Origin of the sequence: Pseudomonas sp. LSJ-87 (assembly GCF_032971465.1) — a bacterium.
GTDB classification, from domain to species: Bacteria; Pseudomonadota; Gammaproteobacteria; order Pseudomonadales; family Pseudomonadaceae; genus Aquipseudomonas; species Aquipseudomonas putida_Z.
This window is the reverse complement of the sequence record NZ_JAWJYQ010000010.1, coordinates 54,231-73,383: the sequence shown is the minus strand read 5'-3', so window position 1 is coordinate 73,383 and position 19,153 is coordinate 54,231. Positions and strand designations below refer to the sequence as shown.

18 protein-coding genes are annotated in these 19,153 nt (G+C 64.4%); 11 read left to right on the top strand and 7 right to left on the bottom strand.

From position 1 onward, the window contains the following. Positions 1–18 precede the first annotated feature (18 nt). The 3 genes from RYH74_RS08790 (at position 19) to RYH74_RS08780 (ending at position 3,967) form a co-directional block, all read left to right on the top strand. Positions 19–1,167: an ABC transporter ATP-binding protein gene (locus RYH74_RS08790; protein ID WP_075045597.1), complete on the top strand. Its 1,149-nt coding sequence runs from the start codon at positions 19–21 to the stop codon at positions 1,165–1,167. Between the two features lie 239 nt (positions 1,168–1,406). Next, positions 1,407–2,714, top strand: coding sequence for a substrate-binding domain-containing protein (locus RYH74_RS08785; protein ID WP_274120601.1), 1,308 nt, complete (start codon positions 1,407–1,409; stop codon positions 2,712–2,714). Between the two features lie 188 nt (positions 2,715–2,902). After that, the gene (locus tag RYH74_RS08780) at positions 2,903–3,967 is read left to right on the top strand and encodes a TerC family protein (RefSeq protein WP_286100119.1); all 1,065 of its coding nucleotides are present in this window, start codon (positions 2,903–2,905) and stop codon (positions 3,965–3,967) included. Positions 3,968–4,099: 132 nt separating this feature from the next. On the opposite strand, the gene RYH74_RS08775 is transcribed toward RYH74_RS08780, so the two are convergent. Continuing rightward, a complete protein-coding gene (locus RYH74_RS08775; protein ID WP_013973159.1) occupies positions 4,100–5,329 on the bottom strand; it encodes an acyl-CoA dehydrogenase in 1,230 nt (409 codons plus the stop codon). A 140-nt stretch (positions 5,330–5,469) separates the two neighbouring features. On the opposite strand from RYH74_RS08775, the gene RYH74_RS08770 reads away from it, so the two are divergent. After that, positions 5,470–6,396, top strand: a complete 927-nt coding sequence (locus RYH74_RS08770) for a LysR family transcriptional regulator (protein ID WP_025339647.1) — start codon at positions 5,470–5,472, stop codon at positions 6,394–6,396. Positions 6,397–6,590: 194 nt separating this feature from the next. After that, positions 6,591–7,745, top strand: coding sequence for a cysteine desulfurase family protein (locus RYH74_RS08765; protein WP_317409268.1), 1,155 nt, complete (start codon positions 6,591–6,593; stop codon positions 7,743–7,745). Positions 7,746–7,752: 7 nt separating this feature from the next. On the opposite strand, the gene RYH74_RS08760 is transcribed toward RYH74_RS08765, so the two are convergent. The 3 genes from RYH74_RS08760 to nfsB all read right to left on the bottom strand — a co-directional run bounded on the left by RYH74_RS08760 (position 7,753) and on the right by nfsB (position 9,439). After that, positions 7,753–8,190, bottom strand: coding sequence for an RES family NAD+ phosphorylase (locus RYH74_RS08760; protein WP_286100121.1), 438 nt, complete (start codon positions 8,188–8,190; stop codon positions 7,753–7,755). Further along, positions 8,187–8,636, bottom strand: coding sequence for an antitoxin Xre/MbcA/ParS toxin-binding domain-containing protein (locus tag RYH74_RS08755; protein ID WP_013973163.1), 450 nt, complete (start codon positions 8,634–8,636; stop codon positions 8,187–8,189). The genes RYH74_RS08760 and RYH74_RS08755 overlap by 4 nt, the downstream gene beginning before the upstream one ends. A 149-nt stretch (positions 8,637–8,785) precedes the next feature. After that, entirely contained in the window at positions 8,786–9,439 is a 654-nt protein-coding gene (nfsB, locus tag RYH74_RS08750; protein ID WP_286100122.1) for an oxygen-insensitive NAD(P)H nitroreductase, read from the bottom strand. A gap of 104 nt (positions 9,440–9,543) precedes the next feature. Between nfsB and RYH74_RS08745 the strand changes: the two genes are divergently transcribed. Genes RYH74_RS08745 through RYH74_RS08735 form a run of 3 tightly spaced genes read left to right on the top strand, consistent with a single transcriptional unit; the run spans position 9,544 to position 11,980 of the window. Next, entirely contained in the window at positions 9,544–10,467 is a 924-nt protein-coding gene (locus RYH74_RS08745; RefSeq protein WP_054572087.1) for a LysR family transcriptional regulator, read from the top strand. Positions 10,468–10,514: 47 nt separating this feature from the next. Further along, positions 10,515–11,345, top strand: coding sequence for an AraC family transcriptional regulator (locus RYH74_RS08740; RefSeq protein WP_025339652.1), 831 nt, complete (start codon positions 10,515–10,517; stop codon positions 11,343–11,345). A gap of 50 nt (positions 11,346–11,395) precedes the next feature. Beyond that, complete coding sequence (locus RYH74_RS08735; RefSeq protein WP_274120604.1) at positions 11,396–11,980, top strand: LysE family translocator; 585 nt, start codon at positions 11,396–11,398, stop codon at positions 11,978–11,980. Positions 11,981–12,042: 62 nt separating this feature from the next. Here RYH74_RS08735 and RYH74_RS08730 read toward each other — a convergent pair whose 3' ends face one another. After that, positions 12,043–13,257 carry a sugar transporter gene (locus RYH74_RS08730; RefSeq protein ID WP_286919915.1) on the bottom strand — a complete coding sequence of 405 codons (1,215 nt, stop codon included), beginning with the start codon at positions 13,255–13,257 and terminating at the stop codon, positions 12,043–12,045. A gap of 204 nt (positions 13,258–13,461) precedes the next feature. Between RYH74_RS08730 and RYH74_RS08725 the strand changes: the two genes are divergently transcribed. Next, positions 13,462–14,781, top strand: a complete 1,320-nt coding sequence (locus tag RYH74_RS08725; protein ID WP_317409267.1) for a hypothetical protein — start codon at positions 13,462–13,464, stop codon at positions 14,779–14,781. Between the two features lie 179 nt (positions 14,782–14,960). On the opposite strand, the gene calA is transcribed toward RYH74_RS08725, so the two are convergent. Beyond that, positions 14,961–16,013 carry a vanillin reductase gene (gene calA / locus RYH74_RS08720; protein ID WP_075045606.1) on the bottom strand — a complete coding sequence of 351 codons (1,053 nt, stop codon included), beginning with the start codon at positions 16,011–16,013 and terminating at the stop codon, positions 14,961–14,963. A 180-nt stretch (positions 16,014–16,193) separates the two neighbouring features. Here calA and RYH74_RS08715 point away from each other — a divergent pair, with 180 nt between their 5' ends. Beyond that, positions 16,194–17,099, top strand: coding sequence for an AraC family transcriptional regulator (locus tag RYH74_RS08715; RefSeq protein ID WP_054572090.1), 906 nt, complete (start codon positions 16,194–16,196; stop codon positions 17,097–17,099). A gap of 572 nt (positions 17,100–17,671) precedes the next feature. Here RYH74_RS08715 and thpR read toward each other — a convergent pair. Beyond that, entirely contained in the window at positions 17,672–18,217 is a 546-nt protein-coding gene (gene thpR / locus RYH74_RS08710) for an RNA 2',3'-cyclic phosphodiesterase (protein ID WP_317409266.1), read from the bottom strand. Positions 18,218–18,341: 124 nt separating this feature from the next. On the opposite strand from thpR, the gene RYH74_RS08705 reads away from it, so the two are divergent. Next, a complete protein-coding gene (locus RYH74_RS08705; RefSeq protein WP_075047006.1) occupies positions 18,342–19,145 on the top strand; it encodes a hypothetical protein in 804 nt (267 codons plus the stop codon). Positions 19,146–19,153 lie beyond the last annotated feature (8 nt).

Genomic DNA, 19,153 nt, shown 5'->3' with positions numbered 1-19,153 from the left:
CGCGCGGAGAAAACAACAATGAGTGCAGTGATCAAAGACAACGCGCACGGCAAGACCCTGGTCAGCCTGCGCGGCCTGAACAAGCACTACGGCGACTTCACCGCCGTGGACAACCTCGACCTGGAAATCCAGGACGGCGAGTTCCTGACCTTCCTCGGCTCCAGCGGCTCGGGCAAGTCCACCACCCTGTCGATGCTGGCCGGCTTCGAAACACCGAGCAGCGGCGAGATCCTGGTCGAGGGCCAGTCACTGGTCAACGTGCCACCGCACAAGCGTGACATCGGCATGGTGTTCCAGCGCTATTCGCTGTTCCCGCACCTGAACGTGCGCGACAACATCGGCTTTCCGCTGGCCATTCGCAAGCTCGGCGCCAGCGAAACCAGCAAGCGCGTCGACGCCATGCTCAAGCTGGTGCAGCTGGAAAAGTTCGCCCACCGCAAGCCGTCGCAGATGTCCGGTGGCCAGCAGCAGCGCGTGGCGATCGCCCGGGCGCTGGTGTACGAACCGCGCATCCTGCTGATGGACGAACCGCTCGGCGCGCTGGACAAGAAACTGCGCGAAGACCTGCAGGATGAACTGCGCCAGCTGCACCGGCGCCTGGGCATCACCATCGTCTACGTCACCCACGACCAAGAAGAAGCCATGCGCCTGTCCCAGCGCATCGCCATCTTCAGCCATGGCAAGATCGTCGGCCTGGGCACCGGTTACGACCTGTACCAGAACCCGCCGAATGCCTTCGTCGCCTCGTTCCTGGGCAACTCCAACTTCCTGCGGATCAAGGCCAGCAGCAATGGCGCGGGCAGCTTCGAGGGCCAGCCGGTAGCCATCCGCCTGACCCCGGGCCTGGCCGCCTCGCAGGATGCACTGATCATGGTGCGCCCGGAAAAGGCCCTGGCCCTGACCGCCGAACAGGCCGCGCGCGAGCCGCTGCCGGCGGGCTGGAACGAGGTCAGCGCCAAGGTTGGCGAAGTGCTGTTCCTGGGCGAGAGCCAGACCTGCCATGTGGTGACTGCGGGCGGTACCGAGCTGACGGTCAAGGCTTTGTCGGCGGCGGGCATGCCGATGCAGCCGGGGGATACCGTGAAGGTGCGCTGGGCGGTGGCGGATGCGTGCATCTATACCGAGTGGGCAGAAAGTGACCTGAGCAAGTCTGCCGGGGCGCATTGATACCGCTGGGGCCGCTTTGCGGCCCTTTCGCCGGCAAGCCAGCTCCCACAGTTACAGCGCAGGTTTCAGGATTGGCAAGGCCCCTGTGGGAGCTGGCTTGCCGGCGATGGGCTGCACAGCAGCTCCATTGACGCGAACTTACAAGCATCAGGCAAAGCCCACTGCCCCATGGACTGTCACATTATCATCACGCCACTGTCGTAATCTGCCGGCCATCTCTATGCCATAGGCCTTCCGGCATGCCCCGCCTGCTTGTCTTGCTGCTCACCCTGCTGCCGCTGGCGACCCTGGCCGAGCCCGCTCACCTGCGCGTGCAAGGTTCCAACACCATCGGCGCGGCCTTGCTGCCAGCGCTGGTGCAAGGGCAACTGCGCGCACAGCAAGCTACCGCCATCGAACAGTACCCGGGCAAGCTGGCCAACGAGACTGTCATCACCGCTCGCGATACGCGTGGCCAGCCTTTGCGCATCGACATCGCCGCACACGGTTCCAGCACCGGCTTCGTCGCCCTGGGCCATGGCGAGGCCGACCTGGCCGCCGCATCGCGGCCGATCAACGACAACGAAGCAAGCCAACTGCAGGCTTTGGGCGACCTGCGCGCCGCTGCCGCCGAACAAGTCATCGGCCTGGATGGCGTTGCCGTCATCGTTCATCCCGACAACCCGCTGCCACAACTCACCACGGGGCAACTGGCACAGATTTTTGCCGGGCAGATACAGCGCTGGGAGCAATTGGGTGTTGCCGGTGGGGCCATCCACCTGTACGCCCGTGACGACCGCTCCGGTACCTTTGAGACCTTCAAGGCACTGGTGCTGGAGCCTCAGCACGGCGAGCTTTCGCCCAAGGCCCAACGCTTCGAGTCCAGCGACGAGCTGGCCGCGCGAGTGAGCACCGACCGCCAGGCCATCGGTTTCAGCAGCCTGGCGGCGGTGCATGGGGCCAAGGTGCTGGCGGTGGCCGAAGGTGACGCGCCGGCCATGCTGCCGGAGCGTGCACTGGTGGCCAGCGAGGATTACCCGCTATCGCGGCGCCTGTACTTCTACCTGCCGGCCAACCCCAAGCCCCAGGCCAAGGCCCTGGCCGATTTCGCTCAGAGCCCGGCGGGCCAGGCGATCGTCGCCCAGCAGGGTTTCGTTGCGCAGCAGATCGAGGCCCAACCTGTAGCCCCCCAGGCCGACATGCCGCCGCGCTATCGCACCCTGGCCCAGCAGGCGCAGCGGTTGAGCGTTAACTTCCGCTTCCAGGAAGGCAGTGCCAGCCTCGACAACAAGGCCCTGCGCGATGTGCAGCGGGTGGCCGACTACCTGCGCCAAGCGGGCAAGTTGCGGCGCAAGGCGGTGCTGGTGGGCTTTGGCGACCCCAAGGAGACACCCGGCCGCGCCGCCCTGCTCTCCCGCCTGCGGGCCCAGGCGGTGCGTCGTGAGCTGGCGCGCGATGGCGTGGAGGTGCTGGAGGTGACGGGGATGGGGGATGAACTGCCAGTGGCAGGGAACGAACTGGAGCAAGGGCGACTGCGTAATCGCCGGGTGGAGGTGTGGGTTTATTGAACGATAGGCCTGCTCTGGCCTGACCGGGTAGGAGTGCCCTGGCAAAGAAATGTAACAGCTCCCCATTCGGCATCACCGGCAAACGGGTCTAGGCTCAAGCCCATGTGATACCGGGCCCCTCTGACGGCTGCCAGGCCGCCATGTCGGATCACTGTTGCCATGCAACGTCGACATTGAAGGAGGGGCTCATGACAGCTCTACAGACATTCCTCACCACCCCGTTCCTCGGTACCAGCGCCTGGTTGTGGCTGGTGTTCATGGCCATCGTCATCGGTTTGCTGGTACTCGACCTGGGCGTGCTGCACCGCCACGACCGGGAAATCGAAATGCGCGAGAGCCTGCTGCTGTATTCGGGCTATTTCAGCGTCGGCGTGCTGTTCGGCGCCGGGGTCTGGTACCAGTTGGGCGCGCAGTCGGCGCTGGAGTTCTACACCGGCTTCCTGGTCGAGCAGTCGCTGTCGATGGACAACGTGTTCGTCATGGCGATGATCTTCAGCTATTTCGCCATCCCCCGCCGCTACCAGCACCGCGTGCTGTTCTGGGGCATCCTCGGGGTGGTGTTCCTGCGGGCGATCATGATCGGCGTGGGCGCGGCGCTGGTGCAGAACTTCGCCTGGGTACTGTATATCTTTGGTGCCTTCCTGCTGTTTACCGGGGTGAAGATGGCGCTGTCGAAGGAGGACAGCCGCCCCGACCTGGCCAACAACCCGATCCTGAAGTTCGTGCGCCGGCACATGCGGGTCACCGAGCAGATCCACGGCTCGCACTTCTTCGTGCAGCAGACCCCGCCCGGGCAGCACAAGGCGCTACGCCATGCCACCCCGCTGTTCATGGCGCTGGTGCTGATCGAACTGGCCGACCTGGTATTCGCCGTCGACAGCGTCCCGGCAATCTTCGCCATCACCCAGGACCCGTTCATCGTCTATACCTCGAACATCTTCGCCATCCTCGGCTTGCGCTCGCTGTATTTTGCGCTGGCGGCGCTGATGCACCGGTTCGTTTACCTCAAGTACGCGCTGGCGCTGGTGCTGATCTTCATTGGCTGCAAGATCTTCTACCACGGCATGGTGGGCAAGGTGCCGGCGTTGCTGTCGTTGGGGGTGACGTTCGGGTTGTTGCTGGGTGGGGTGGTGGTTTCGCTGGTCAAGACGCGAGGGGAGAAGCCGGAAATCAAGGGTGCTCAATCCAGACAGCCTTCAAATGCCGATCGCACAGTCAGCGAGAAGGAGGAAGACCCGCAGATGCGGGTCTGACCATCCAGAGTGAGCCTTCAAGGGCCTCTTCGCGGGCTTGCCCGCTCCCACAGGTATTGCGCACAGCTTGGAGGCGGCACAGTACCTGTGGGAGCGGGCAAGCCCGCGAAGAGGCCGGAACAAGCCGGTAAATTACCGCCCGCTACGCATCATCTCCGCCGGCACGTACTTGCCAATCTCATACTTGCCAATCGCCGCCCGGTGCACTTCATCCGGCCCGTCGGCCAGGCGCAAGGTGCGCTGCATGGCGTACATGTACGCCAGCGGGAAATCGCCACTTACCCCTGCCCCGCCATGAATCTGGATCGCCCGGTCGATCACCTTCAGTGCCACGTTCGGCGCCACTACCTTGATCTGCGCAATCTCGCTGCGGGCGACCTTGTTGCCGACCGTGTCCATCATGTACGCCGCTTTCAACGTCAGCAGCCGGGCCATGTCGATCTCCATGCGCGAGTCGGCGATCTTGTCGACGTTGCCGCCCAGACGCGCCAGTGGCCGGCCGAAGGCGGTACGCTCCACCGAGCGCTTGCACATCAGTTCCAGCGCGCGCTCGGCCATGCCGATCGAGCGCATGCAATGGTGAATGCGGCCGGGGCCAAGGCGCCCCTGGGCAATCTCGAAGCCACGGCCCTCACCCAGGATCACGTTCTCATACGGCACCCGCACGTTCTCGAAGAGCACCTCGGCGTGGCCATGGGGAGCATCGTCATAGCCGAACACCGGCAGCGGGCGGACGATCTTCACCCCAGGCGCATCGGTGGGCACCAGCACCATCGAGTGCTGCTGGTGGCGTGGCCCTTCAGGGTCGGACAGGCCCATGAAGATCATCACCTTGCAGCGCGGGTCGCAAGCGCCGGAGGTCCACCACTTGCGGCCGTTGATTACCCATTGGTCACCGTCACGCACTGCGGTGGCGGCCATGTTGGTGGCATCCGAGGAGGCCACGTCCGGTTCGGTCATGGCGAACGCCGATCGGATCTCGCCACGCAGCAGCGGCTCCAGCCACTGGCGCTTCTGCGCTTCGCTGCCATAGCGCACCAGCACTTCCATGTTGCCGGTGTCTGGCGCCGAACAGTTGAACGGCTCCGGGCCGAGCAACGAACGGCCCATGATTTCTGCCAGCGGGGCGTATTCCAGGTTGCTCAGGCCGGCACCGTATTCCGATTCGGGCAGGAACAGGTTCCACAGCCCTTCAGCGCGAGCCTTGGCCTTGAGTTCTTCCATGATCGCGGTGGGCTGCCAGCGGTCGCCCTCGGCGACCTGGCGCTCGAACACCGCCTCGGCGGGGTAGACATAGGCGTCCATGAACGCGCTGACGCGCTCACGCAGTGCCTGGACCTTGGGCGAATAGGCGAAATCCATCTGGGCTACCTTCACGGTTCGGAGTACATGGGCCAGAGCCTAGAGCAGCATGGCCCCATCCACCTAGTCTATTTTCCGCGTGTATAAACATTCATAACCGATATATGATCGGCCAATAATTCCAACAAAGAGCGGCGCCCATGAACCTCAGCAAGGTCGACCTCAACCTGTTCATCGTGTTCGATGCGATCTACACCGAAGCCAACCTGACCCGCGCCGGGCAGATCGTCGGCATCACCCAGCCGGCAGTGTCCAACGCCCTTTCGCGGCTGCGCGAAACCTTCAACGACCCGCTGTTCGTGCGTACCGCGCAAGGCATGGTGCCCACGCCCATGGCGCAGAACATCATCGGCCCGGTGCGCAACGCCCTGGCACTGCTGCGCACCTCAGTGCAGGAAAGCCGCATCTTCAACCCGCAACAGGCCAACAAGACCTTCCGCATCAGCATGACCGACCTGACCGAAGCGGTGATCCTGCCGCCGCTGTTCCAGCGCTTGCGCCGCCTGGCGCCGGCGGTGCTGATCGAAAGCTTTTTGTGCAAGCGCCGCGAGACCACCAAGGAACTCGCCGCCGGCCGCCTGGACTTCGCCATCGACGCACCGTTGAACACCGACCCGCAGGTACGCCACGTCAAACTGATGCAAGACCGCTATGTCTGCGCCCTGCGCCAGGGCCACCCGCTGGCCGACAGCAAGCTGACCCTCGACAACTACCTGGGCATGACCCACATCCATATTTCCAGCCGACGCAACGGCCTGGGCTATGTCGACCTGGCCCTGGGCAAGATGGGCGTGCAGCGCAAGGTTGCCTTGCGCTCGCAGCACTACCTGATGGCCTCGCAGGTGTTGCAGCAGACCGACATGGCGATGACCGTCCCCGAGCGCTTCGCCCGCCGTCATCAGTTGCGTTACCAGCCACTGCCGGTGGAGGTGCCTGCGCTGGAAACGCACCTGTACTGGCATGAAAGCACCGATCAGGACCCGGCCAACCGCTGGATGCGCGAGCAGATCACCGAGTTGTGCGAACGTGTGGTGGCCGAGGAAGAGAGGGCCTTGGCACCAGCCTGAAGAGGCTCACGAGGGGCCTTTGCTGAGCCCCTCGCGATGCGGAGAAAAATTTTCCAGGAAAAGCTCAATAGAGAGAAATTTTTCTTGCACTTCCTGAGAATAGAGCCGCTGGAAGCGAAAAATATCTCTCGAACAGCGGGTACGCTTGCTCCAACGATCGCCGATTTCACGGCGACAGAAACGGACCCGCCCCAATGCCCAGCGCCCCGCTCTACTTCGATTACGCCGCCACCACTCCGGTCGACGACCGGGTCATCGAAACCATGCTCGCCTGCCTTGGCAGCCAGGCCAACTTCGGCAACCCGGCGTCCAGTGGCCATGCCTTCGGCCAGGCCGCCCGCCACGCCGTGGAGCAGGCCCGCCAGCAAGTGGCCGAACGCGTCGGCGCACAGGCCGATGCACTGGTCTGGACCTCAGGTGCGACCGAGTCCAACAACCTGGCGCTCAAGGGCATTGCCCAGGGCCTCGGTAAACCCGGGCACCTGATCACCAGCCAGCTGGAACACAAGGCCGTGCTCGACACGGTGGCCGAACTGGAGCGCCAGGGTTGGGCCGTTACCCGCCTGGCACCGGATGCCGTCGGCCTGATTCAGCCTGCGGCGGTGCAGGCAGCGTTGCGCGCCGACACCCGCCTGGTATCGCTGATGGCGGTGAACAATGAACTGGGCACGATCACCGACTTTGCCGCGATTGGCGAACAGGTACGTGCCCACGGTGCCCTGCTGCACGTGGATGCGGCGCAGGCGGTGGGCAAACTGGCCATCGACCTGAGCGCCATGGCCGTGGACCTGATGTCGTTCTCGGCGCACAAGGTGTATGGGCCCAAGGGCATCGGTGCGCTCTACGTCGGGCCACGCGCCCGCACGCTGATGCGTGCGCAGATGCACGGCGGCGGCCATGAGCAAGGCCTGCGCTCCGGCACCCTGGCGACCCACCAGATTGCCGGCATGGGCAGCGCCTTTGCCCTGGCCGGCCAGCCCGGCGACAGCGAACACCAGCGCCTCGAGCAACTGGCCAGGCGCCTGCGCGAAGGCCTGCTGGCCCTGCCCGGCGTCACCCTCAACGGCTGCGCCAACCAGCGCATTCCCCATACGCTGAACCTGTGTATCGACAGCAAGGGTTTCAACAGCGCGGCGCTGGCCAGCGAGCTGGCGTTGTCGACCACCTCGGCCTGCAACTCGGCGAGCAATGCGGCCTCGCATGTGCTGCTCGCGCTCGGGCTGAATGAACGCCAGGCACGCAACAGTGTGCGGCTGAGCATCGGGCGTTTCAGCAACGAGGCCGAAGTGGACAAGGCGCTCGAAGTGTTTGGCCGGGTGCTGACAGCGGCGTCAGCGGCACTTTGGTGAACCGGCCCTAGAACAGCCGGCTGTCCGGGGTGAAGTCCTCGACCTCGAGCCAGGCACTGTTTGCCTGCGGATGGCGCGGGTTGAACAGGTAATTGGTGGTGCTGGGCATGATCGCGCTCGGCACCGGCAGCAGCAATGCCGAGCACTCATCCAGAAAGCGGTTGCCCAGGCCCCGGGTCAGTTCGGTCTGGCTCGACCAGCCAGGCTGCAAGGCGGGCAACTGCGCTTGCGAAACGGTGTCGGGCAACTCGATACGCAGCAGCCGCATGGTGGTGGGGAAATCCTCAGGGTCGATCTCCAGGTGCACAAGCACCTCCAGCATTGCCCCGGCCGGGCTGGTAGCGGCATACACCACTGGCCGGCCCGCCTGGTGCCAGCGGCCGCTGACACGCAAGCCGCCCGTTCCGCTCAAGTCTGCATAGGCGCTGATACGCCACAGAATCACAGGCCGAAGCCCTCGGCGATCTGCAGCAACATCTCTTCGACCTGGGTGGTGCCCTGCTGGGTGGTGAGCATCTGCATCGGCGTCAGCCCCGAGAAGCGCTCCTTGGGCTTGGACAGCCAGCGCTTGGCCTTGCCCGCCTCACCGAACACGGCTTCGGCCATGGCGGTGATATGGGCCGAGCGGAACAGCCGGTCGCTTTCTTCCACGGTCAGTGGCTGGTCACGTTCGATGCGGGTTTTCAGCGTGCGCAGGGGAATGATCTGGTCACGCTCCACAGGGGTGAACACGCCGAGTTCAGTCAGTTTCACCAGCCAGGTGGCAGCGAAGCCATGGGTGATGCGGGTGTGAATTTCGAAGTCACTGGCGAGTTCGGGGATTTCCAGCAGTGCATGCAGGCGCGCCCGGTACTCGTGGTAACCGTTGTCGCGAAGCACTTCGGCAAGCATGGCGCTCTCCTTTCCGGCGTTTGCCGACAAGTATGCGGCATATGCCGGACATATGCCAGTCCATGAGGCCTGTGAAAGCCTTGAAGGCGATGCCATCCTGTGGGAGCGGCCTTGCGTCGCGAAAGGGCCGCAGGGCGGCCCCGGGTATCTCACAGGAAGGTGAACACCTGCGAAGCCGGCAACCGCGACTTGTTCAAGCCAGCGTTGAAGTCCGCCTCGCTGCGATAGCCCAGGCTGAGAATGACCACACTGGTGAACCCACGCTCGCGCAAGCCCAGCTCGGCATCGAGAATCTTGCTGTCGAAGCCTTCGATCGGCGTGGCATCCAGCCCATGTGCCGCAGCCCCCAGCAAAGCAGTACCCAACGCCAGGTAGGTCTGCTTTTCCATCCAGTGCTGCACGTCCTTCTGGTCAAAGCGGTGCAGGTCGACGTAATGCCGGCGGCTCTGGTTCTGCCCGGCACGCGCCTGATCATCGCGGAAGCGGCCATCGGCAGCTTCCTGGTCGAGCACGGCATTCAGGTGCGCTTCGGTCATTTCGGTGCGGGTGCAGAACACGATCACATGCGAGGCATCGAGGATCTTCGGCGAATTGTAGGCATAGCGCTCTGTGGTGCTCTTGGCCAGGCGAGCCTTGCCTTCGGCGCTGTCGGCAACGATGAAATGCCACGGCTGCGAGTTGACCGAGGAAGGGCTATGGCGCAGTTGCTCGAGCAGGGCATCGACAGTCGCCTGGGGAATGCGGCGCGAGGCATCGTAGGCTTTGGTGGTGTAGCGGCGCTTGGCCAGCGAGACGGTATCCATGCAACAACTCCGGGAATGAACAGAGGATTTGCCGGGCATCTTATCTTTCCTGCAGAAAAGAAAAACCGGCACAATGCAGCAACACTTTCATCCCTGGAGTGAAAATGCTGCGCATCGCCGACCTCGAACTGTTCGTCCGCAGCAGCGTGCTGGGCAGCTTTACCGCCGCCGCCCATGAGGCCGAACTGCTGCCGGGGCAGGTGGCCGCCGCGATCAAGCGCCTGGAGCGCGACCTGGATGTGCGCCTGTTCGCCCGCACTACCCGCAGCCTGCGCCTGACCGCCGAAGGCGAGTTGTACCTGCCGACTGCCCTGAATGTGCTGGAGAGCCTGCGCCAGGGGCGTGAAGACCTGCATGGCAACGCCAACACCCTGCGCGGTACTCTGCAGGTTTCGGCACCGTCCGACCTGGGCCGCAACATGTTGCTGCCGTGGCTGAGCGCCTTCCGCCGCGAGCACCCGGCCCTGCACCTTCGCTTCTTCCTGTCTGACCAGATTGCCGACCTCAACCGCGACCCGGTAGATGTGGCGATCCGCTACGGCCTCAACCAGGACGCCAACTACATTGCCCTGCCGCTGGCAGACTGGAACCGCCGGGTGCTGGTGGCGGCGCCCGATTACCTGGCCCGTCACGGCCGCCCCCTCACGCCCGACGCCCTGCAGCAGCATGCCTGCCTGCTGTATATGCAGCACAACCGGGTCTACGACAAGTGGCGGGTGGGCAACCGCACCGTGCAGGTGCGTGGGCCGCTGATCAGCGACGATGCCGACGTGATCCGCCGCCTGGCCTTGCAGGGCGAAGGCATCGTCTACAAGTCGTGGCTGGACGTAAGCGCCAACATCGCGGCCGGCGAACTGGAAATCATCCTACCCGAGCACTTTGGTGAACCCGCCCCGGTCACCCTGGTGTGCCCGCACCGAAAGCAGCTCACGCCCGCAGTGGCGCAACTGCATCTGTGGCTGCGCGAACGCTTCGAGGCCTTGCGTAACCGGGCGCTGGCCAACGGCTGCACAATCGTTCCAGACTGAGCCTGGCCGTTGCGCTAAGGTAGCGATTTCTGCCACGGCACGCCCCCATGAGCAACTGGATCGACCTCAAGCAAGACGCCGACACCGGCATCGAGTCGGTCCGCGCGCATTTCGTCGGGCATGCCTACGACCCGCACTGGCACGACAGCTTCCTGGTTGGCGTTACCGAGCAGGGCGTGCAGCAATTCGATTGCCGGCGAGTACGCCATCGCAGCACGCCGGGGCACGTGTTCCTGCTGGAGCCCGGTGAAATCCATGACGGCCATGCGCCCACCGAGGACGGCTTCACCTATTCGACGCTGTACCTGGAACCCACCTGGGTGGACAGCCAACTGCGGGCACTGTTCGAACACGCGCCAGGCGACAGCCTGCCCAGCTTCGCCGATACCTTGTGCCACGATGAGCGCCTGGCGCGTGCCACTGCCCTCGCCTTCCAGGCCGTGCATACCCAGGACTTGCGCATTGTCCGGCAGACGGCCATGGACGACCTGCTGGCCTGCCTGACCCGCCACCTGCACTGGCGCCGACGCCTGAACCCGGACCCGCGCCTGCCGCTGACCGCGCAGCGCGCACGGGATTACCTGCACGCCAACCTGGAGCGCGACATCGGCCTGGAAGACCTGGCCCAGGCCTGTGGCATCGATCGCTTCCGCCTGACCCGCGCGTTCAAGGCCGCATTCGGCCTGGCGCCGCATGCCTATCTGATCCAGCTGCGCCTGGCCCGGGCGCGGCGCCTGCTCGCCCGAGGCCAGACACCAACCGAAGTGGCCATGGCCCTGGGCTTTGCCGACCAGAGCCACCTGGGGCGCTGGTTCCGCCGTGCCTACCAGCTGACCCCGGCCGACTACCGCAGGCGCTGCTCAAACCTTCCAGACTGAAAGGCGGCAGGCAGCGAGCATGGTGCTTCGTTTATCCGGAGCCCTTGATCATGTCGCAGTCGTTGTTGCCCTTCATCCTGTTTGCCCTGGTGTCCAGCATCAGCCCGGGGCCGACCAACCTGTTGATTCTCGCCCATGGCGCCCGCGTTGGCCTGCGCGCGAGCCTGGCGCCGATCGTGGCGGCCTGCGGTGCAGCAGCCGCGATCGTGCTGATGGTGGGCCTGGGGCTGGGTGAACTGCTGCTGCGCCACCCGCTGGCCCAGCAGTTGATGAGCTGGGCCGGGGTTTTGTGGTTGAGCTGGCTGGCGTGGAAGATGCTGCGCAGTGCTGCCGCCCCGCTGCAGGCGGCCACGGTGCAAGGCTTCAGTGCACTCAGTGCGGCCTCGTTGCAGGTGGTGAACCCCAAGGTGTGGTTGATGGCCGTGGCGGTGGTCGGGGTGTTTGCCGCGCCGTCGTTGCCGGTATGGCAACTGGCGCTGGTGTTCTTGCTGATTGCCCTGCCCTGCATGGCGGCGTGGGCGCTGCTGGGGGTGGGCAGCGCGCGATGGTTGCAGGCACCGCGGCGGTTGCGGGTGTTCAACCAGGTGTTGGCGGGGGTGTTGTTGATTTCTGCGTGGGCTGCCGTACTGGCTTGAGCCCGTTATTGCCAGTACCGGCCTCTTCGCGGGCGTGCCCGCGAAAAAAACAGCGCGGTCATTCAGGAATGCCCTGCCCCCCCGCCCAGCGCCTCGCGGAACCGCCGGGTGCTGGCCACAGCCAGCAGCAACCCGGCCACCGCCACGCTACCGCCCACCAGGCCGATATCCGCCACGTCCAGCTGGCTGCTGACGATACTGCCCAGCAACGCACCACCGCCAATACCGATGTTGTAGATACCCGAGAACAGCGCCATGGCCACATCGGTGGCATCGGACGCCAGTTTCAGGGTCTTGGACTGCAGCGACAGGCTGAAGCTGAGAATCGCCACACCCCAGAACATGCTCAACGCGGCAAACACGTAGAAGTTGCCCGACAGCGGCAACAGCAGCAACAGGCACGCCGCCAGCAGGCCAATCGACCCCACCAGGAAGCCATGCGGGAAGCGGTCGCTGTAACGGCTGAACAGCAACGAGCCGAACACCCCGGCACCGCCGAACAGCAACAGCAACAGCGTGGTGCGCTCACCGCCTATCTGCGCCACGTGCAGGGCGAACGGCTCGATGTAGCTGTAGGCAGTGAACTGCGCGGTAATCACCAGCGTCACCAGCACATAGGTGATCACCAGCGCCGGGCGCTTGAACAGGATCGGCAGGCTGCGCAGCGAGCCCGAGTTCTGGCTGGGCAGCAGCGGCAGCGACTTCATCAGGCACAGCATGGTCGCCAGCGCCACCCCGGCAATGCTCAGGAAGGTGATGCGCCAGCCCAGCGCTTCGCCCACCACGCGGCCCAGCGGGATGCCCAGGACCATGGCCAGGGTGGTGCCAGTGGCCAAAAGGCCCAGCGCCTTGGCCTGCTGCCCTGGCGGCGCCACGCGCACCGCCAGGGAAGCCGTGATGGCCCAGAACACCGCATGCGCCAGGGCAATACCGATGCGGCTGACCAGCAACATGGCAAAGCTCTGTGACAGCCACGACAGCAGGTGGCTGACGATGAACACCAGGAACACGAACAGCAACAGGCGCCGCCGCTCGATGTTGCGGGTCAGCAGCATCATCGGCAGCGAGGCCAGCGCCACCACCCAGGCGTAGATGGTCAGCATCAGGCCGACCTGCGCGGTGCTCATGTCGAAGCTGCGGCCAATGTCGCTGAGCAGCGCCACCGGGACGAACTCGGTGGTGTTGAAGATGAAGGCCGCCAGGGCCAGGGCAATGACGCTCAGCCAGCTGCCGCTACCCGCCGTGGGTGGCATGTTGGTGGGTGTGGGTCCGTTCATGGGTGCAAACCGCTTCTCCGCAGGCAAGGCAACAGGACGCACGCCAGCCACCCGCTTGCCGGGGTGTGGACGCACGCTTTGTTATTGGAAGGAATGCCCGGCATGGTACGCGTCAAGCCGGGGGCTCACAACCGCGAGGCGGGCAGAAGGAGTAACATGCGCGCTTTGTGCGAACGCGTATGCAACAAGGAGCCCGATCCGCTCATGGACCAGCAGCACTCCCAGCAGCAACAGTGGCAGCAGGCGGTTACTGCCTATGCCCAGGCCGTCAACGACTATGTCGCGCAGGGCCGCGCGCAAGGCTGGGATGACCTCGAAGAGCCCCTGCCGCAAGCCACCGAGCATTTGCTCGATGCCTGGCTGCAAGCCCTGCAAGCAGCCAACCGGCCTGGCGTCGAAGCCTTCGAGCAGCAAGCCTTCCGCGAAGCCTGGCCACCCGCCCACCACCCATTGCTGCCGCTGATCAAGGAGCACGGGCAAGGCATCGGCAACGTCCTGCTGCTGGAGGATGGCAGCCTGCTGGCACGTATCGGCATGCCGCATGACAAAGGCCAGGTGGTGCGCATCGACCCTCTCGGGGTGACCCCGGTGATCGGCGTCGATCACTTCGGCCGCTGCCCGGCCCGCCGCTATTTCGCCCTGGCCAATGCCGAGGGCATACGCGTGACCGATGGCTGGGGCGGCCCGCAGGTGCTGCGCCTGGCCTGGCCCACGGGGTTGGAGGGGTTGCCGCCGGGTTACCCGTTCGAGCCATTCGACCTGCCGCCCACGCCGACCGCGCTGATCCCCTTCCCGGATGGCCAGCGGGTGCTGCTGGTGAGTGCCGAGGGTATCTTCCTGCTGACGCGCCACGGCGCGACCCGCCTGCTGCCGCACCAGGCGCGGGTGCTCGACGAGCTGGACGAAGGCACCGACCCCGACGACATCAGCCTCGGGCTGAGCATGGAGCACGGTGCGGTGTCGGCGGATGGCCGGTTGATCGTGGTCGGTGAGCAAGGCAGCCGTCACCTGGTGCTGGACGACCAGCTCAGGCCCGTGGCGGCAATCGGCCCGGCCAGCGAGTATCCGCACTTTGCGCTGTTCAATCGCACGGGTGACCAGTTGATAGTCAATGCCTGCCATTTCTACAGCGGTGCCACGCTGGCTGTCAGGGTGGCCGACTTGCCGGGGCTGGATACCGACTACTACAGCCAGGACCCGCGTACCCCGCTGGTACAGGATGGTGCACGGGTGTATGCCGGCGTGGCGCGCGACGGGGAATACATCGTGGGGGATGCCTATGGTTACCTGCGGGCGTTTGGCGAAGATGGCATGGAGCATTGGCAGCATTACCTGGGGTCGACCATCAGTGCGCTGGATATCAGTGCGGACGGGCGTACCCTGGTAGCGGCGAGCCATGCCGGGTTCGTTTCGGTGATTGCCCTGGACAACGGGCGGCCGGCCTGGCAGATCGGTACCGGGGCGCATGGCGAGGTACGGCGGTGGTTGTTCTGGAAAGGCTGGGACAGGGCATTGGCCTGGTAACAGATCCAGCATCTTCATTGCCTGTACTGGCCTATTCGCGGGCTCGCCCGCTCCCACAGGGACATCACAGGCGCCAAGGTCTGTGCAGTCTCTGTGGGAAGGTTCAATACAGAACCTGAAACCTGCACGATACCTGTGGGAGCGGGTTCACCCGCGAATAGGCCGGGGCAGGCAACCAATCAGCCTTGCAAAGTAGCCATATCGATCACGAACCGGTACTTCACGTCCCCGGCAATCATCCGCTCATACGCCTGGTTGATGTTGCGGATATCCAGCAACTCGATATCACAACGAATCGCGTGCTCGGCACAGAAATCCAGCACTTCCTGGGTCTCGGCAATACCACCGATCAACGACCCCGCCAGCACCCGGCGTTTCATCACCAGATTGGCCGCATGCACCGCCGGGTCGATCGGCTCGATCAGGCCGACCAGGATGTGCACGCCATCGAATTTCAGGGTTTCCAGGTACGGGTTGAGGTCGTGCTGCACCGGGATGGTGTCGAGCAGGAAGTCGAAACGGCCCGCCGCGGCGTGCATCTGCTCGGCATCGGTGGACACGATCACATGGTCGGCACCCTGGCGACGGGCTTCCTCGGCCTTGGCCTGGGAACGGGTGAACAGGGTCACTTCGGCGCCCAAGGCCTTGGCCAGCTTGATAGCCATGTGGCCCAGGCCGCCCATGCCGAGGATGCCGATCTTGTGACCAGGGCCGACACCGTGGTGCTTGAGCGGCGAATAGGTGGTGATGCCAGCGCAGAGGATTGGCGCGGCACTGGGCAAGTCCATGCCGGCCGGGATGCGCACCACGAAGTGCTCACTGACCACGATGCTGCTGGAGTAACCGCCCATGGTGTTGCTACCGTCGACCCGGTCCGGGGTGGCGTAGGTCATGGTCGGGCCTTCCAGGCAGTACTGCTCCAGGTCCTTGGCACAGGCTTCGCAGTGGCGGCACGAGTCGACCATGCAGCCAACGCCGACCAGGTCACCGACCTTGTGCGCGGTCACTTTCTCGCCCACCGCGGTGACGCGGCCGATGATCTCGTGGCCCGGCATCAGCGGGTACACGGCAATGCCCCATTCGTTGCGCGCCTGGTGAATGTCGGAGTGGCACACGCCGCAGTACAGGATATCGATGGCGACATCGTCAGGGCGCGGGCTGCGACGCTCGAAGGTCATGGGAGCCAGAGGGCTGGTGGGGGTCTGGGCGGCGTAACCGATGGCGGTGTACATGCAGGGACTCGCTATGAAGTGAAACGATTCAGGCGGCGCATTCTGCGCGCCATGCGCCGCCTCGCCCACAGCTGATTCTCCGGCATCGATGCCTGATTCTCCGAAGATGCCATGCAGCACCTGGCGCCGAGCGTTCATTCTGCGATGATCAGACTGTCTGATCCTCTGCCCAGGTCCATCATGCAACTGACCCGCCACGTCGACGCCAATGCGCCGCTTTGCACACTGATCCGCAGCCTCGCCACGCGCCCGGGCTTCGTGCCCACGCACCTGCCCCAGGTGCAGGTGCTGAGCTGGGACCACTATGTGGCCAGCAGCCCGCAGATCTACGAACCCAGCCTGATGATCCTGGCCCAGGGCAGCAAACTGGCGCGCCTCGGGCCGCGTACCCTGGAATACGGCGCCGGGCATTACCTGGTGCAGGCACTGTCGGTACCGTTCATGTGCGAAACCTTCGCCACCCCCGAAGCTCCATTGCTGGGCGTGGCAGTGGACATCGACCGCGGCGTGCTGGGTGAACTGGTGCAAAGCATGGCCCTGGCGCCGGATGCCGCGGTGCAGGCGCAAACCCCGCAGTCGATGACCTCGGCGGCACTCGATGCGCCGATGCGCGAATGCGTGGAACGGCTGCTGCGCTGCCTGCAGGACCCAGTGGACGCCAAGGTGCTGGGCCCGGCGCGGGTGCGCGAGGTGCTGTACACCGCCTTGCGCGGCCCACAGGCGGGCGTGTTGCGGGCGCTGGTGGAGCAACAGGGGCACTTCGCCCGCATCGGCGCCGCCCTTGCCCACCTGCGCGAACACTACACCGAGCCGCTGAGCGTGGAAGCGCTGGCCGCGCGCGCCAACATGAGCGTTTCGACCTTCCACGAGCACTTCAAGCGCTGCACCGACATGGCACCAATGCAGTACCTCAAGCGCCTGCGGCTACTAAAGGCGCAGCAGATGCTGATCGGCGAAGGCCTGGGGGTGGCGCAGACCGCGCACCGGGTGGGGTACCAGAGCACCTCACAGTTCAGCCGCGAGTACAAGCGCCAGTTCGACCGCAGCCCGGGGGATGAATTGCCGTACCAGAGCCTGCCAGTGTAATCGCCTGCCCGGGCCCCATCGCCGGCAAGCCGGCTCCCACAGGGACAGCAAAGCTCTTGAGGTCAATGCGGTCGAGATAGCTGCAACTGTCCTGCATGGCCTGTCAGGGCCCCATCGCCGGCAAGCCGGCTCCCACAGGGACAGCAAAGCTCTTGAGGTCAATGCGGTCGAGATAGCTGCAACTGTCCTGCATGGCCTGTCAGGGCCCCATCGCCGGCAAGCCGGCTCCCACAGGGACAGCAAAGCTCTTGAGGTCAATGCGGTCGAGATAGCTGCAACTGTCTTGCATGGCCTGTCAGGGCCCCATCGCCGGCAAGCCGGCTCCCACAGGGATAGCAAAGCCCTTGAGGTCAATGCGGTCGAGATAGCTGCAACTGTCTTGCATGGCCTGTCAGGGCCTCATCGCCGGCAAGCCGGCTCTCACAGGGACTGCACATGGCTTGAAACCGATGCGGTCGATGTGGGAGCCGGCTTGCCGGCGATGGGCTGCAGAGCAGCCCCGGCAGCGCATCTGCACACTGCACGCACGCTGGGCGAGCAGATGTTCGCAAGCTGCGAGGCCATGGCCTGAATCAGCTTGAAAGCGGCCATTGCGCCAATGGCCAGTAAGCGCCCTTGCGCGACTCGTACAGTGTGAAATGGCGGGCGGCGAGGTAGAAATCCGGCGCGCTGCTGGCTTCTGGCGGCTGGCCGCGGTAATCCCTGGCCAGCGTCAGGTGCGGGCGATACTCGCGGTCGGCCGCTTCCACCCCCAACGGCAGCAGCGCCTGCTGCAAGCTGTACACCAGTTGCAACAGGGCCGGTGGGGTCTGTTGCGCCTCCAGCACCAGGGCGCTGGCCCGCTGCCACACCTGCAGGCGGTCCAGCAACAGCCGTGGTGCCGTGGCCGGTAGCGCCAGCTGGTCGACCGCCGCGCAAATCGCAGGCACATGGGCGGTATCCACATCGCCGAAAAACAGCAGCGTCACATGGAAGTTGGCGGCCGGCACTGGCTTGCCGCTGCGCAGGCCCAGGCCACGTCGCCACTGGGCCAGGGCGCGGCGCTGGGCATCGCTCACCGGCAAGGCGAAGAACAGGCGCTTGAATGGTTTTTCGATTCGTCCGCTGACCGGTGTCATCGTGCCGCTCCTCGAGATGGCAAAGCACGTACTGATGCGTTGGGAAACCCGCAGGTCTGTCAGTTTCGCGGGCAGGCACCCAAACCATACGCTGAGGCCTCAATTCAATCACATAGATACGGCCATGAAACAGCACCAGCAAACACGGAATACCCAGCCTGCCATGCAAGCAACACTGAAGTGGAGCCAGCGTGTATACACGTTCGAAGCTAATGAGGTAGATACAAATATCAGTTCTGGCAACTGCTTGTTCTTTGCCCCTCATTACAAGAATAATTCAGAGAACGTTCATAGCTTCATAATCATGAATATCCCGGAAAGCCGCCTGGTAACAGGCGAATCCCACAAGATCGGTCCAGGCGAGAAAGCCGAGATCAACGCCTATTTCGGCTCGAGTTCGATTGGCCGCTCAGGCTGGGCGACCGAAGGGGAAATCCGAATTGTCCAGATGGATCAGACTACCAAGGCGCTAGTGGCAACGTTCCACTTCACCATCGTAGACACCATGGGCCAGGTCGATATCGTGGATGGCTCGCTGTCCTTGTCGCTGGCCGACCATGCTACGCGCTACATCCCCGGCAGCGGCCAGGTCACCGCCAACCTCGACCCCGCCATTTTCCCCTCGCTGGGCAACCTTGACGCTCAAACCATCACATTCAAGGAACTTCAGGACGGGCGCATCCAACTCTCCGCCAGACAGCAAGTGGACAACGTTTCCCAGGGCATCCTGATGCTGTTCAATGAACAACATGCACGCTTGCTCTTCTTGATTGGCGGTTTGGGCTTTCCCATGAACGGGGGCCGCCTGCAGCATGAGTGGAACGTGGAGAACAGGACCCTGACCGCCACATTCACTGATTATGTCATCAGCTACGATGGCAAGGACCATCGCATCACCGATGGCAGCATCGAGGTTATTCTGGACTGATGCATCGC

Coding starts and splice junctions, on each gene's coding strand:
- calA (WP_075045606.1), bottom strand. CDS start 16,013: ATGTACACCGCCATCGGTTACGCCGCCCAGACCCCCACCAGCCCTCTG.
- RYH74_RS08730 (WP_286919915.1), bottom strand. CDS start 13,257: ATGAACGGACCCACACCCACCAACATGCCACCCACGGCGGGTAGCGGC.
- RYH74_RS08785 (WP_274120601.1), top strand. CDS start 1,407: ATGCCCCGCCTGCTTGTCTTGCTGCTCACCCTGCTGCCGCTGGCGACC.
- RYH74_RS08790 (WP_075045597.1), top strand. CDS start 19: ATGAGTGCAGTGATCAAAGACAACGCGCACGGCAAGACCCTGGTCAGC.
- RYH74_RS08725 (WP_317409267.1), top strand. CDS start 13,462: ATGGACCAGCAGCACTCCCAGCAGCAACAGTGGCAGCAGGCGGTTACT.
- RYH74_RS08770 (WP_025339647.1), top strand. CDS start 5,470: ATGAACCTCAGCAAGGTCGACCTCAACCTGTTCATCGTGTTCGATGCG.
- nfsB (WP_286100122.1), bottom strand. CDS start 9,439: ATGGATACCGTCTCGCTGGCCAAGCGCCGCTACACCACCAAAGCCTAC.
- RYH74_RS08755 (WP_013973163.1), bottom strand. CDS start 8,636: ATGCTTGCCGAAGTGCTTCGCGACAACGGTTACCACGAGTACCGGGCG.
- RYH74_RS08780 (WP_286100119.1), top strand. CDS start 2,903: ATGACAGCTCTACAGACATTCCTCACCACCCCGTTCCTCGGTACCAGC.
- RYH74_RS08740 (WP_025339652.1), top strand. CDS start 10,515: ATGAGCAACTGGATCGACCTCAAGCAAGACGCCGACACCGGCATCGAG.
- RYH74_RS08765 (WP_317409268.1), top strand. CDS start 6,591: ATGCCCAGCGCCCCGCTCTACTTCGATTACGCCGCCACCACTCCGGTC.
- RYH74_RS08715 (WP_054572090.1), top strand. CDS start 16,194: ATGCAACTGACCCGCCACGTCGACGCCAATGCGCCGCTTTGCACACTG.
- RYH74_RS08745 (WP_054572087.1), top strand. CDS start 9,544: ATGCTGCGCATCGCCGACCTCGAACTGTTCGTCCGCAGCAGCGTGCTG.
- RYH74_RS08735 (WP_274120604.1), top strand. CDS start 11,396: ATGTCGCAGTCGTTGTTGCCCTTCATCCTGTTTGCCCTGGTGTCCAGC.
- thpR (WP_317409266.1), bottom strand. CDS start 18,217: ATGACACCGGTCAGCGGACGAATCGAAAAACCATTCAAGCGCCTGTTC.
- RYH74_RS08705 (WP_075047006.1), top strand. CDS start 18,342: ATGAAACAGCACCAGCAAACACGGAATACCCAGCCTGCCATGCAAGCA.
- RYH74_RS08775 (WP_013973159.1), bottom strand. CDS start 5,329: ATGGATTTCGCCTATTCGCCCAAGGTCCAGGCACTGCGTGAGCGCGTC.